The organism is Sediminicola sp. 1XM1-17 (assembly GCF_037203765.1).
Taxonomy (GTDB): domain Bacteria; phylum Bacteroidota; class Bacteroidia; order Flavobacteriales; family Flavobacteriaceae; genus Sediminicola.
Map to the genome: position 1 here is coordinate 109927 of NZ_JBBCAS010000008.1, position 15569 is coordinate 125495.

Annotated in this window: 11 protein-coding genes; all 11 read left to right on the top strand. The window is 42.4% G+C overall.

Going from position 1 to position 15569, the window contains the following annotated elements:
* Positions 1 to 76 precede the first annotated feature (76 nt).
* Positions 77 to 709 (top strand): NAD(P)-dependent oxidoreductase, encoded by a 633-nt coding sequence (locus WAA86_RS12915; protein WP_337301432.1) that lies wholly within the window; start codon positions 77 to 79, stop codon positions 707 to 709.
* 175 nt (positions 710 to 884) lie between these two features.
* On the top strand, positions 885 to 2195 hold the full coding sequence (locus WAA86_RS12920; RefSeq protein WP_337301433.1) for a DUF2254 domain-containing protein: 1311 nt from the start codon (positions 885 to 887) through the stop codon (positions 2193 to 2195).
* A gap of 104 nt (positions 2196 to 2299) precedes the next feature.
* Positions 2300 to 2998 (top strand): coiled-coil domain-containing protein, encoded by a 699-nt coding sequence (locus WAA86_RS12925; RefSeq protein WP_337301434.1) that lies wholly within the window; start codon positions 2300 to 2302, stop codon positions 2996 to 2998.
* A gap of 276 nt (positions 2999 to 3274) precedes the next feature.
* Positions 3275 to 3451: a helix-turn-helix domain-containing protein gene (locus WAA86_RS12930; RefSeq protein ID WP_337301435.1), complete on the top strand. Its 177-nt coding sequence runs from the start codon at positions 3275 to 3277 to the stop codon at positions 3449 to 3451.
* Complete coding sequence (locus tag WAA86_RS12935) at positions 3442 to 4944, top strand: serine hydrolase (protein ID WP_337301436.1); 1503 nt, start codon at positions 3442 to 3444, stop codon at positions 4942 to 4944. Before WAA86_RS12930 ends, WAA86_RS12935 begins: the two co-directional genes overlap by 10 nt.
* A gap of 202 nt (positions 4945 to 5146) precedes the next feature.
* On the top strand, positions 5147 to 5914 hold the full coding sequence (locus WAA86_RS12940; RefSeq protein ID WP_337301437.1) for a CDP-alcohol phosphatidyltransferase family protein: 768 nt from the start codon (positions 5147 to 5149) through the stop codon (positions 5912 to 5914).
* Positions 5915 to 6031: 117 nt separating this feature from the next.
* Entirely contained in the window at positions 6032 to 7447 is a 1416-nt protein-coding gene (locus tag WAA86_RS12945; protein ID WP_337301438.1) for an amidohydrolase family protein, read from the top strand.
* A gap of 15 nt (positions 7448 to 7462) precedes the next feature.
* Positions 7463 to 8839, top strand: a complete 1377-nt coding sequence (locus WAA86_RS12950) for an amidohydrolase family protein (protein ID WP_337301439.1) — start codon at positions 7463 to 7465, stop codon at positions 8837 to 8839.
* Positions 8840 to 8899: 60 nt separating this feature from the next.
* Positions 8900 to 10150, top strand: coding sequence for a metal-dependent hydrolase family protein (locus WAA86_RS12955; protein ID WP_337301440.1), 1251 nt, complete (start codon positions 8900 to 8902; stop codon positions 10148 to 10150).
* 179 nt (positions 10151 to 10329) lie between these two features.
* Positions 10330 to 13542: a WD40/YVTN/BNR-like repeat-containing protein gene (locus WAA86_RS12960; protein WP_337301441.1), complete on the top strand. Its 3213-nt coding sequence runs from the start codon at positions 10330 to 10332 to the stop codon at positions 13540 to 13542.
* A gap of 11 nt (positions 13543 to 13553) precedes the next feature.
* The gene (locus WAA86_RS12965; protein WP_337301442.1) at positions 13554 to 15500 is read left to right on the top strand and encodes a S9 family peptidase; all 1947 of its coding nucleotides are present in this window, start codon (positions 13554 to 13556) and stop codon (positions 15498 to 15500) included.
* Positions 15501 to 15569: the final 69 nt, after the last annotated feature.

The following is a 15569-nucleotide window of genomic DNA, read 5'->3' on the forward strand; positions in this document are numbered from 1 at the left end:
ATTTTCCGCAATTCGGAAACCTTTTTGATACTTTGACAGATTAAATGACCAACTTACAGTGAACAAACCATTTATAATGAAAATTTTAATCGTAGGGGGAACAGGTAAAACAGGCCAGCATTTGATTACCCAAGGTTTAGAAGCAGGGCACTATATCACTGTATTGGCCCGTAACCCTGTTAAATTGAAAATAGAGCACCACAACCTTAAGGTAGTGCAAGGAAATATTCTTCAAATAAAGGACATAGAAAACGCCGTAAGGGGACAAGATGCAGTCTTATCTGCCTTGGGCCATAAACGATTTTTAATTCCAACCACTATCCTATCAAAAGGAACGGCCAATCTAATCAACACCATGGAAGAACAGCATGTAAAGCGTCTGGTCTGTATAACCTCCCTGGGCATCAATGATAGCAGGTTTAAACTTGGGCTCTATTATACGCTATTTGTAGTTCCTGTAATCCTCTTCTTTTATTTCAGGGATAAGGCCAAGCAAGAACGACTGATCATGAACAGTGCCTTGGATTGGACCATCGTAAGGCCTGCCCAACTGACCAATGGAAAAAAACGTGAAAAATATAAACATGGCTATAATTTGGGCAGTTTTATACGCACTAAAATGATCTCTAGATCCGATGTCGCCCACTTTATGCTACAACAACTCACCGACAAACACTATCTACATAAAGCGGTTGGCATACACTATTAAAGCATATGTATTGGTCCCCATACCAAAAATACCCATTGAAACACAATAGGCTCATGGGCAATACCAATTGTCCCCAAAGATTTTGTGATTGAGTCAACCCTTCGACTTATTTTACCGTAAATTCGAATATCATATGGGAGAAGTTCCCTATTATCGAAAACATTAAGAGGGTATTATGAAACGATTGTACTTTATATGGGATGAATTGATCGCTAGCTTTTGGTTTATTCCTATTCTGATCATTATGGTTTCAATTGGTGCGGCCATAGGGCTACTTTATTTGGACAATCTTATTGATTATAAGCCCTCAGGAGGATTTGAATTGATATTTACAGGTAGTGTAGATTCTGCAAGAGCTGTACTTTCTACCATTTCTGGTGCCATGATAGGTGTTGCTGGAACGGTATTTTCCATCACCCTGGTAGCGTTGACCCTCGCTTCTTCCCAATTTGGTTCACGTCTTTTGCAAAATTTTATGCACGAGCGAATCAACCAGATTGTTTTGGGAACCTATATTTCAACCTATGTATATTGTCTTATTATTCTTAATTCTGTCAAATCCACGGACCAGCTATCTTTTATACCCTCATTTTCTGTATTGTTTTCCATTATAGCTGCCATTGCCAATATCATTTTATTGATCATATTTATTCATCACATTGCGGTAAGTATTCAGGCAGACAAGGTTATTGCCGATATTTCTGGCACTCTTTCCAAAAACCTCAAAGTATTGTTTCCGGAAGAATTGGGGAGCGGACCTGAGGAACATGCCATCCCCAATGTCATTAAAATAAAGGAAACCTACCCGTTCAAGAATAACATTGTATCCCCAAAAAGTGGCTATGTTCTTTACATGGACAATGAGATGATAGCAGAATTGGCATTAAAGCACAATCTTTTACTTGTCCTGCACAAAAGGCCAGGGAATTATTTGGTAGAGGGAATGGAAATTGGGGAGGTGTACTCCCATGAGGAATATACGGACGAACAGGCCTTAAAATTCCAAGACGTTTTTATCATTGGAAAATCACGGACCACTCAGCAGGATTCCGAATTCTCAATTCACCAAATGGTGGAAATTGCCGGCAGAGCGCTATCCCCAGGGGTCAATGACCCTTATACCGCCATCGCTTGCATAGATAATCTCACCTCCACCATGTGCTATCTTACCAAGGTAAAATTTCCTTCACAATACCGTTTTGATGAGGAACAAAACCTGAGGGTCATTGCCAGTTGTCTTTCTTTTCAAGGTATGATGGACGTTGCCTTCAATCAAATACGACAATTTGCCAGCGGGAGTCCCTCTGTGGTGATCAGATTGATGGAAGCGTTTATAACGATAAATAAGTTCACCAAAAATCAAGAACAGAAAAAAGCCGTTCACAAACATGCCAAAATGGTATTGCGGATGGCAGAGGAATCCTTCGGTGAAAAAAATGACCTCAAAGATTTAAGGGAACGTAGCCGTTTAATTATAGGTGAGTAAGTATTAGCCCGGTTCTTCGACCTAAAGTATTGGGGTTATACCTTATGCCAATCTTATTTGGTGAATCCCTAAACATAGTAACTTACTAATTAAACTCGTTAGAAATGAAATTTAAAAGAATAGGAAATTTATACATGGCCTTTCTTGGTCTTATGACCGTAAGCGGCTTAACCGCACAGACCATTGAACCACAGGATGGGACCATAACCCATAATGACAAATTAAGACCGTGTATCGCTGTAAGCCTTGACCCAAAACCGGACGAACTCAAGGAGGCGTGGAGGGACTATCTCGATGATAATTATGATTTTAAACTAAAAGGGATCGGCTTCCTTCAAAACAAAGATCTGTTGTCAGCGGAAGAGGTAACCATCAATAAGATATCTCCCGATAAAATGGAATTTTACACCCATATCGTGGCGAACGAACTTGGGTCCGAAATGAAGGTTTTTGCCGTCCTTGGAGAAGAAAATTATATCGGCAGGGAAAATATGCGAAAGCAGTACAAGGCCCTAAATGGTATCGTCCAAAATTTCTTGAAGGAATACCTTCCTGTCTATTATCGTGAGATGTTGGAGGACACTACCAAAAACTTCGAGGATCTAACAAAAGATATTGAAGATCTGAATGAGGAAATAGTGGATGATACTGAAAGGATTGAAAAATTAAAAAAAGAAATTGAGGATCTGAACGACGATATTGAATCCAACAAGGAAACTCTTGAAAAAACAAAGGAAACCCTTACGGTAACCGAAAAAAGATTGGCGAGAATAAAAGCCCAATCTTTGATCTACAATAAATAATTTATATTCCAGTAGCGCTCCCATGTTCAAAGCAGATCATGGGAGTTTTGTTTTTTCCTCCCAAACTTTCCTATATTTAGTGGGTACAAAACCATAAAAAATGCATCCTTTTCACTTATTGGAAGTCGAGATCATCCCTCTTGGTAAAGATAGCTTTTGAAAGAAAAAGCTCCCTAAGCCCCATAATCGTTGTAAATGACATATAGGTGACATCTAAATGTCGTAACAAAGACCAAGTGGCAGCCATAGTTTTGTATCAAACAGAAAATCTAAATTATGGAAACTAGATCCATTGGATCAAATTTGATCTACCAACGTAAATTAAAAGGCTATTCACAGGAAGAACTGTCCGAGAAAACCCAGGTCACCATACGCACCATTCAACGAATTGAAAAAGGAGATGTCAATCCACACCTCCAGACCGTTAAACTCTTGGCCTTTTATTGCCATTAGGGAATATATTGTTCCCATTGTTCCTTTGGATTCACAAGCGGGAGGACAACGAATTGTACAATAGCCATGGTATCAAAATTGTGAATTTCCAAATTAGTATAACCATATTATATGTAATTTCATTCATCTCACTTCTTACCATTGAAGGTTATGGTTTTCTTTTTTTTATTACCGTAATACCTGGAAGTATTGCCATTACCATGTTCAATATTTTCAAAGCGATCAATTCACAGACCTGCTATTATCCTTTGGCATTTCCTTTCTTAAAGAGGAAAAAAGGAAAGGGAAAAACCAATGCCCTATTCCTTTTTTTCGGAATTGCAATGCTCTTCTCCTACCCTATTGCAGCCCAATCCCCTACCATTGAACGATTGGATGGCTCAGCGGTATCCAAAGATTCATTGACCGCTAAAATTGAACAATTGGTATCCGATGCTCAGGTCCATGGGTTGGCAATATCTGTTTTTGAGGATAATCAGATTACATTCCAAAAGACATTCGGATTTAAGAACTACCCGGCCCATCAAGACCTGAAAATCCATACCAACATATATGGGGCTTCCTTGAGCAAGGCTGTTTTTGGAGTGTTGGCAATGAAATTGGTGGAGGAAGGGGTAATCGATCTGGATACTCCTCTGGAATCCTATTTGCCCAAAAAAATCTACGAATATCAGCCATTGACCAGGTGGCATGATGACTTTTCTGAATTGAAGTACGACTCCCTTTACCACAAGATAACGGCCAGAATGTGCCTGAACCACACCTCGGGATTTCCAAATTGGAGATGGGATGAAGCTGATAAGAAACTGAAAGTACATATTGAACCGGGGACTAAATTTAGCTATTCCGGTGAGGGAATGGTTTATTTACAGGTGGTACTTGAAAAGTTGACCGGTATGAATTTGGAGCAGTTGGCACAGGAAAAAATTTTCCGTCCCTTACAGATGTACAACTCCAGTTATGAATGGCAAGACCTTTTTTCCAAGGATTTTGCATTTGGACACAATTCGGAAGGGGAAGTGTACCAAAAAGATATGGACAACGAACCTAGATCGGCCAGTACCTTGGAAACCACCCCATACGACTATAGTCTTTTTATGCAAGGTGTCCTGGAAGGCAAGATCCTCAAAAAATCGTCCTATCAAGAACTGTTCAAGCCCCAATTACGGATTCGGAGTCTTACCCAATTCCCTCCCGGTTCAGAGCAAATATCCAAGGCCAATGACGGCATTGAACTTAGCTATGCCCTGGGTTGGGGCGTATTTAAAACTCCCCATGGACACGCGGCATTTAAAGAGGGACATGGCAACGGGTTTCAACATTACACCATCATTTTCCCAGAAACAAAAAAAGGCATCATGATCCTCAGCAATTCCGATAATGGGGAAAGTATTTTTAAGGAATTATTGGAGGTTGCCCTTATGGATGTGTACACCCCTTGGGCATGGGAAAATTATATCCCGTATAACCTTACAGCAGTGAACGAGGACTGATCCCAGGTAATAGGAGGATCATCAACAGAAAACGAACTATTCATAAACCCATATTCACTCTCCAAGCTAGTGTTGGTGTTGGCTTGGAGAAAAAAAATGTAATTTAAATCGTATCTTTACGACCTATTGCTCCCAAGGTATCCACTAAACCTGCGTGTTTTCGTTTTTAGTTTTAAAACATCACCTTGGATCTTTAATCACAATGTCCAAATTACCTAAAGAGCATCGATTTCTAGATCTTTCAGACTACGGAAGACCTGTTGCGGTGATCATTGCCAAAGCCCTTCAAAACACCTCCTTTACCCCGGTACATGTTACCATAGGATTTATCATCTCTGGGATCCTCGCTATTTTGTGTATGTACCACCAGTATTTTATAGCGACTGCTTTTTTTCTGATTTTGAAGTCGGTCTTGGATGCTGCGGATGGGGAACTTGCCCGAATAAAAAAGAAGCCTTCCTATACTGGTCGTTACCTGGATTCCGTTTCTGACATTATCCTGAACTTTTTTATACTATTGACCATCTGGCACATTTCTGAAGGTAGTTTGCTGTATACATTATTGGCATTTGCCGGTCTTCAGCTGCAGGGTACCCTGTACAATTACTATTATGCAATATTGAGAAACCAAAATAATGGGGATACCACCAGTAGAATTTTTGAAAACAAGGTACCCGTGGCCCTAAGGGGTGAAAACCAGCGCAATGTCAATATCCTTTTTGCCTTATATAAATTTTGTTATGGGATCTTTGATAAGATCATCTATTATTTGGATAAAAAAGCTCCAAAAGGTGATCATCTGCCAAATTGGTTTATGACAGCGGTGTCTACATTTGGATTGGGATTTCAACTATTGATTATCAGCGTGATGTTGATCCTTGAATTAACAGCATATATTATTCCTTTTTTCATTGGATATTCCTTGTTTATCCTTCTGTTTATTGAAATCCGAAAATTTATCAACCGTTAGCTCCGCACTATCTATTGCTTGCATAAATACCATCATTCTGCCAAGAATTCTTGTGGCTCTTAGGAATATGTCCTAAAAAATATCGGTCTTCAATTAATTTGAATTATTTTTAGAAGCATGAAACTTCAGAAATATATTCTTCCTATCCTTGTCGTCCTTTATGTATCCAGTTGCAAAACACATCCTTTGGAATCCTATGATCTGGTCATCCAAAATGGACAAATCATAGATCTGACTACCGGAAAATTAACATCACAGGACCTGTACATCAAAGAAGGTAAAATTGTCAAGATTGAATCTCCTGAAAATGATGAGCCCTTTGAGGCAAAAAAAACAATAGACGCCTCTAACAACTACATTCTTCCCGGTTTTTGGGACAACCATACCCATTTTAGAGGCGGGGATAGCCTTATAATAGAAAATAAAAACTTGCTTCCACTTTTTCTTGCCCATGGCATTACCACGGTCCGCGATGCCGGTGGAGACCTAACCCCTAGTGTGATGCAATGGCAAAAAGCAATTGATGCGGGAGAATTGGACGGACCGACCATCTATACCTCAGGGCCAAAAATAGACGGTCCAAATGGCACTTGGGCCGGCTCACTGGAAGTGGTTACCGATAACGACATTAACCGCGCTCTGGATTCATTGGAGGTTTTAAAGACCGACTTTGTTAAGATATATGACAGTAGAATTTCCGGTGAAGCCTATATAAACACCTTAAAGGAAACGGACAAGAGGGGACTGATCACTTCTGGGCATATGCCCTTTACCGTCACCCTGAAAGAAACGGTGGATGCGGGTATTGATGCGGTGGAACATCTTTATTATATCATGAAGGGCTGTTCGGCAGTGGAAAATGAAGTTACACAAATGTTGAAAAATAAAGAGATAGGGTTTTGGCAGGCCATGCCACTATTGCAACAAGGTTACCAATCCAGTACCGCACAAGAAACCTTTGCCCTTCTTAAAGACAAAAATGTTTATGTAGTCCCAACCCTCCATATTGGAAAAACCTTGAGCTATTTGGACGAAGTGGATCATGAAAACGATCCATATTTAAGATATATGGGCAAGGGCATCCTAAAAACCTATGAAGGCAGGATCCAAAGTGCCCTCAGGGCCTCTGAAAAAGCGAGAAAGGACAGAAAGGAGTTGGACCAATTTTTTGGGACGTTGACAAAATCATTGAATGACGCTGGTGTAAAATTATTGGCCGGCTCGGATAGTGGTGCCTACAACTCATATACGTACCCAGGCATTTCCTTGCACAAAGAATTGGAAGCCATGGTCCTGACAGGAATGACACCTCTGGAAGCCCTTAGGACCTCAGCCTACAACGGTGCCCACTTCCTCAAGAAGGATACCACACATGGTACAATTGCCTTAGGAAAGCAGGCAGATTTGGTCCTTTTGGGTGCCAATCCGCTGGAAAATATCAACAACACTCAAAAAATTAATAGCGTTATCCACAACGCCAAGGTGTACACCAAAGAGCAATTGGCAAGCATGTTGGAAGCACTAACAAATTAAGAACTGCACATGCATATGAAAAGAATTAGTATTCTCCTCGGACTGGGACTTTTGTTTTCCTGTTCCCCTTTGAAGGAAAAAGTTGGGCAATCTGCCATCGTATTTACCAATGTCAACATCGTGGATGTCCGTAACGGTACAATTTTGGAAAAACAACAGGTAGTTACCGATTCTGGAAGAATCAAAAGCATCCAGCAATCCATAGCCAATCTGGAAGATTACGGTACCCTAATAGCTGGAGATGGAAAATTCCTGATCCCAGGGCTGGCTGAAATGCACGCCCATATTCCACAGCCACCAACCAGTGAGGAACGCATAGAGGAAACGCTTTTCCTATATCTGTCCAATGGCATTACAACCATTAGGGGCATGCTGGGCCATCCCTCCCATCTGGTTTTACGGGATAAATCAAAAAAAGGTAAAATCTTAAGTCCTCGCATTTTTACTTCCAGTCCATCTCTCAATGGAAATTCTGTCCCGACCAAAGAAGAAGCCATCGAAAAAATTACTGCCTATAAAAAGGAAGGCTATGATTTTCTTAAAATCCATCCAGGTATCCAATTGGGAGTATTTGACCAGGTGGTCCAGACGGCCAATGACGTTGGGATTCCCTTTGCCGGTCATGTACCGGTTGCCGTGGGTATTCGCCATGCCTTGAAAAGTAAATACGCTGCCATTGATCATGTAGATGGGTTCCTAGAAGGGCTGGTCCCAGAAAGCAGGAAGGTAGACCCTACCAAGAATGGTTTTTTTGGATTTGATTTCACCCCTTTGGCAGATCCTTCCAATATGGATGAACTGGTACAATTGGCCAAAGAAAATGAAGTATGGATCGTTCCCACCCAAAGTCTTTTTGAACGTTGGTTTGCCCCTATTGGTTCCGACGAACTGTTGCAACAGCCCGAAATGAAATATATGCCCGCTAGTACTTTGGCTGATTGGAAGAAAAGAAAAGACGAATATACTGGGAAGGATACCAATTTTGATCCTCAGCAATGGGAGCAGTTTACGGCCATAAGAAGGGCATTGATCAAAAAGCTACAGGATCATGGCCATGGCATGTTATTGGGTTCAGATGCCCCTCAATTGTTCAATGTTCCCGGATTTTCCATACACCATGAAATAGAAGGCATGCATACGGCAGGTCTCTCCCCTCTGGAAATTTTGCAATCGGGGACCCTCAATCCGGCTATATTTTTTGGGATGGAAGGAACTTTCGGGGAAGTAAAGGAAGGACAGGCAGCGGATATGGTCCTTCTGCATTCCAATCCTTTGGAGAACATTGCCGCCTTTAAAGAAATCTCAGGGGTTATGGTTCAAGGAAAATGGCTTTCACAGGAAATGATTACCAAAAAATTGGAAGAGATTGCCAAGAACGCGATCGGCAACTAAAACCCTAGAATTTATACCATTTCAAGTATTCAGATACACCAAAAACACCAAGAGCACATTATGAGATTTTCACTATTCATAATCACCGTTTTTTTAACTACACTTTCCTTTTCCCAAACCCTCTTAAGACCCGATAGGGTATTTGACGGAAAAGTACTCCATGATAATTGGGTGGTACTTGTCGATAATAATACCATAGCCTTTGCGGGAAAAGAGGTAGACATGAAACCCTTAACCTACACTTCAGAAATTAGGTTAAGCGGAAAAACATTAATGCCCGGTCTTATAGAGGGGCATTCCCATCTTTTGCTTCATCCTTATAACGAAACATCTTGGAATGACCAGGTCCTCAAGGAATCACCCGTGGAAAGGGCCATTAGAGGTGTTGTCCATGCCAAAAATTCGCTTATGGCCGGCGTTACCACCATGCGCGATTTAGGAGCCGAAGGGGCAGGCTACAGTGATGTTTATCTAAAAAAGGCCATAGAAGAAGGTATTATCCCTGGGCCCCGACTTTTGGTTGCAGGTCCCGCGATTGTCGCTACGGGTGCCTACGGGCCCAAAGGCTTTCACGATGGCGTATCTGTTCCTTTGGGGGCCGAAGAAGCCAGCGGGAAGGAAGAAACCATAAGAACGGTTCGAAGACAAATGGGCAATGGGGCCGATTTTATCAAAATATATGCAGATTATCGCTGGGGCGCTGGAGAGCCTTCCCAACCCACCTTTTCTTTGGAGGAAATTGAGGCCATGGTGGCCACAGCAACAAGTGCAGGCAGATATGTTGTGGCACATGCAGGAACACCGGAGGGTATGCGACGAGCCATATTGGGAGGTGTGGAAACCATTGAACACGGGGACGGGGGCACCTTGGAAATTTTTAAATTGATGAAAGAAAAAGGGGTGGCACTATGTCCTACCCTAGCAGCGGGTGATGCCATAGAGCAATACCGTGGTTGGAATAAGGCAAAAGGGCCAGAACCTGAGCGCATTACCCAAAAAAAGGCTTCCTTTAATTTGGCCCTTCAAGCTGGCGTAGCTATTGTATTTGGAGGTGATGTGGGTGTGTTTACCCATGGAGAAAATGCCCGGGAACTGGAACTGATGGTTGCCTATGGCATGTCCACTTTGGCTTCCCTTAAAGCCGCAACCTCAGGCAACGCATCCATTTTTCATCTTAAAGACTTAGGGGAGATCAAAAAGGGCTTTCTGGCAGATATTATTGCCATAGAGGGGAATCCTTTGGAAGACATATCTAAAATGAAGGATGTTAAATTTGTGATGAAGGATGGGGACATCTATAGCAGTGAATAAACCTGACTTCACATAGTTCAACCCTCTAGATCACAAAGGGATACCCAATAGATCTGATGGCTACCAAATGTACATCCCCTAAGGTCCCATAGAACAACAACCAATTCCTTAACAGACCTTTAAGAATTCTATGGCTAGATTTGGTTATCTTTAAAACGACTAATTAACCGAATTAAAAGATGACTAAAAAATTACTCCCTGTAGTGATGCTTTTCGCGTCGCTCTGCCTATCTGCACAACAATTTACAATGGACATGGTCCAAGATCTAAAACCTAGGAACATTGGTCCGGCTGGAATGAGTGGACGTGTAACCTCCATCGATGCGGTTCACGACAATCCTGACGTAATGTATGTCGGGACCGCTTCGGGCGGCCTTTGGAAATCGACCTCAGGAGGGATCAAATGGGAACCTATTTTCAATAAAGAGGTAACTGCTTCCATTGGTGCGGTGGCCATTCAACAATCCAACCCATCCGTAATTTGGGTAGGTACGGGTGAAGGTAACCCCAGAAACAGTTTAAATGGTGGCTATGGTGTTTATAAATCCTTGGATGGCGGTAAAAGCTGGACCTCCATGGGATTGGAAAAAACAAGACATATCCATAGAATTGTAATAGACCCCACAGATCCGAACGTGGTTTACGTGGGTGCCATTGGGTCTCCTTGGGGAGAGCACCCGGAGAGAGGGGTGTTCAAAACAACTGACGGTGGTGCCACTTGGGAAAAAATTCTTTTTGTCAACAACAAAACCGGGGTCGCCGATCTGGTGATGGACCCTACCAATCCCAATAAATTGATTGCCGCCATGTGGGAACACAAAAGAGACCCTTGGTTCTTTAAGTCTGGTGGTGTGGGCAGCGGACTTCATATGACCCATGACGGTGGTAAAACCTGGAAGAAGCTAACAGACAAGGAGGGTTTGCCCAAAGGGGAGCTCGGTAGAATTGGTGTTGCAATTGCCAGAAATAAGCCCAATGTGGTCTACGCATTGGTAGAGGCAAAAAAAAATGCGCTCTACAAATCCACGGACGGAGGATTTAAATGGGAAAAAATAAATGACAAGGAAGATATTGGTAATAGGCCATTTTATTATTCCGAGATCTATGTGGATCCACAAAATGAAAATAGGGTTTACTCTGTCTTTACCTATATCAATGTATCTGAAGATGGTGGAAAGAATTTCAAAGAATTGATGCCAGCTTATGGCGTGGATAATGGCGTTCACCCAGACCACCATGCGTGGTGGATACATCCTGAGAACGGGCAGTTTATGATGGATGGAAACGATGGTGGCATGAATATTACCAAAGACGGTGGACAGTCGTGGAGGTTTATTGGAAACCTTCCTGTTGCCCAGTTTTATCATATCAGTACCGATAACGAATTTCCTTACAACGTATACGGAGGGATGCAGGATAACGGTTCCTGGAGAGGCCCTGCCTATGTGTGGAAAGACCAAGGGATTAGAAATAGTTATTGGCAAGAGATTGCCTTTGGTGATGGGTTTGATGTGGTACCGGACAAGGATGATTCCCAATTTGGGTATGCCATGAGTCAGCAAGGCTATGTTTCCCGTTACGACTGGAAAACCGGTAACAACTATATTGTAAGGCCCACGCCACCAGATGCCGAAACGAAACTTCGATTCAATTGGAATTCCGGTATCGGCCAAGATCCATTTGACAATAGCACCGTTTATTTTGGCAGCCAGTTTGTGCACAAAAGCACGGACAAAGGTTTAACCTGGAAGGTCATTTCCCCGGATTTGACCACCAATGATCCCGAAAAACAAAAACAAAGCGAAAGTGGCGGATTGACCATGGATGCTACTGGGGCAGAAAACCACTGTACCATATTGGTCATTGAACCATCAACGGTCGAAAAGGATATGATGTGGATCGGTACGGATGACGGCCGAGTGCACTACACCCAAAATGGGGGTGCAAGCTGGACAGAGGTTACCGCAAATATCAAAGGCCTTCCCAGTGGCAGCTGGATTCCCCAAATAAGGGCATCGAGCAAAAACAAGGGAGAAGCCTTATTGATTGCCAATGACTACAGAAGGTTCAATTATACCCCTTATGCCTACAGGACCAAAAACTACGGTAAGACCTGGGAACGTATTGTAGACCAATCGGATGTTGAAGGATACACCCTATCCATCATTGAGGATACCGAAAATCCAAACCTAATGTTCTTGGGTACAGATGACGGATTGTATGTATCCATGGATGCTGGCGTTCAATGGCAGAAATGGACGGAAGGTTTCCCAACCGTTTCCACCAAAGATTTGGCGATCCACCCAAGGGAACAAGATCTGGTGATCGGTACCTTTGGAAGGGCCGCATGGGTTCTGGATGATATTCGCCCATTAAGGGCCGTTTCTTCGGACAAAACCATATTGAACAAGGAAATATCCATTTTCACCCCTCCTACGGCCTATCAGGCTGCATACCAACAACCTACAGGAAGTAGGTTTGGAGCGGATGATCTTTACAACGGGGAGAACAGAAAAGAAGGGGCCATGATCACCTACTACCTAAAAGAAGGGAAAAGTGCTGCTGCCAAAGAAGAAAAGAAAGATGATAGTGAAGGAGAGGAGTCTAAAGAAGAAGAAAAGAAGGATACCAAAACAAAGGATTCCATTGCGTTTAACTTTTATGATGGTGAAAGACTGATCAGAACCTTAAAATATAAAACTCCGGAAAAAGCTGGATTCCACCGAATCTATTGGAGAATGGATGAAAAAGGTCCGGACAGGGCATCAAGAAAGGTGAGCAAAAGAAAAAGTGAGCCAAGTGGCGTACGGGTTAAGCCAGGGACTTACAAAATAGTGGTCAATTATGGTGAAGCCAGCGATGAAACTACGGTTGAAGTGAAATCCGATCCAAGATTGAATGTGTCCACAGCTTCCATCAACGAGGTGTACGAGACCGCCAAAAAATTGGAGGGTTATGCCCAGACCGCGGCAGATGCGGTAAAACAATTGGCTGAGAGCAAGAGTGTGGCCGAACAGACCCAAAAAGATCTCAAGGAACTCGATAAGGAAAAGTACAAAGAACAAATCAAAGCCTCTGGTGAAATCATCAAGGAAATAGATACCGTTATGGCGCTTTACCTTGGAAAAGAGGACAAACGCCAAGGAATTACCAGAAACCCTGAAATTACAGTAATGCAACGTATTGGTGAGGCAAGTGGATATGTAGAAAGCAGGCAAACAGGTATTACCGCCACAGAGAAGCAGTTGGTATCCTTTGCCGAAGAGGAACTCAAAAAAGCTCTGGAAGCTACCAATGTCTTTTTCGAAGAAAAGTGGAAAAATTATAGAATTTCCATTGAGCAATTGGACAATTCCCCCTTCAAGGAAACCAAAAAATTCACGATGAACTAAATCAATTTGAGATGAAAAAAATCATCACACTGTTATCCGTTATTCTTATTTGGGGATGTAAGGAGAACAAAGAAAGTTCCGCGCCCAGCATAGCGGACAACATGAAAACCTATACCATAGAGCAGATGATGGACAATGAGTCTATCTATGGAGGTAGTTTTTCCCCGGACCAATCCAAACTATTGGTCTCCAGTAACAGGTCGGGGATCTACAACATGTATACCGTATCGGTTGATGGCGGGGATCTACTACCGGTCTCCGCATCCGATAGTTCTTCTGTATTTGCCATTTCATATTTCCCAAAAGACGAGCGTATGCTTTTCAATATGGACAACAATGGAGATGAGATAGACCACATTTATGTACGGGATATCGATGGCACACATAAAGACCTTACTCCAGATGTTGGGGCAAAAGCTTCATTTTACGGATGGTCCAAGGACAAAAAGAGTTTCATGTACACCTCCAATAAACGGGATAAAAGGTATACCGATCTTTATGAGATGGATCTGGAAACCTTTACCCCTACCCTTTTATACAAAAATGAAGGGGGATACTATATTGGTCCCATCTCGGATGACAAGAATGTTGTTACGCTAATAAAACCGATCAATACGAACGATTCCGATCTTTTCCTTTACAATAGAAAGGACAGGTCCACGACCAAAATAAATCAGCATCAAAGCGCCAATAGCGGGGAAGATTTTACCCCTGATGGAACATCTTTTTATTATACGACCGATCATGGTGCAGAATTTGCCTATCTGATGAAATATAATATGAATGACAAGAGCTATGAAAAGGTCATGGAGCGTAATTGGGATATTGTCGGTAGCTCATTTACAGAGAATGGCACGTATCAGGTGACCTATATCAACCAGGATGCAAAGAATGTTATTGAAGTTATGGACGTGGCTACTGGCAAGAATATTGAATTGCCAAAATTTGACCACATGGACATAACCGATGTACGTTTTTCGGATGATGAAAAACTGATGCGTTTTTATGCCGGCGGATCACAGACTCCTTCCAATCTATTTGTATATGATTTGGAAACCAAAAAACAGGTACAGCTGACCCATGTGCTCAACAAGGAAATCCAAGCACAGGATCTGGTTACGGCAGAGGTTATTCGCTATAAATCCTTTGATGGGGTGGAAATCCCTGCCATCTATTACAGGCCACATCAGGCATCAGCAGAAAATAAAGTTCCTGCCCTGGTATGGGTACATGGCGGACCTGGAGGACAGTCCAGGCAAAATTTCAGTTCGTTCATTCAATACCTGGTCAATCACGGTTATGCCGTCCTTGCCGTAAACAATAGGGGTAGCAGTGGTTATGGGAAGACTTTCTATCAAATGGACGATTTGAATCATGGCGATAAAGATTTAAAAGATTGCGTGGAAGGCAAGAATTGGCTCGCCAAACAACCGGAAATCGATGCCTCCAAGATTGGGATCATTGGAGGGTCCTATGGCGGTTATATGACCATGGCGGCACTGACCTATACCCCCGAGGAGTTTGCCGTAGGGGTAAACCTATTTGGAGTAACCAATTGGATCAGGACCTTAAGAAGTATCCCTTCTTGGTGGGAGGCCCAAAAAGAAGCACTTTACAAGGAATTGGGAGATCCCAATAGTGCAGATTCCGTTCGTTTAAAGCAGATATCCCCCTTATTCCATACCGATAAGGTCACAAAGCCGTTGATTGTGCTTCAAGGTTCAAAAGATCCACGTGTATTGCAAGTGGAATCGGATGAGATCGTTGCAGGCGTGAAGAAAAATGGGGTTCCCGTGGAATACGTCCTATTCGAAGATGAGGGCCATGGGTTTGTAAAGAAAGAAAATCAAATTACGGCCTATGGAAAAGTTTTGGAATTCTTGGATGTCTACTTAAAACAAGAAAAGTCGGATCCTATCCAAGATGGTTCCAAGATTGAAATGGAATCCAATAATTGATATAATAACATGCAACAGTAAAGCTTCCCCTTTTGATTCTCAGAATGGGAAGCTTAAATTTTAAACAAC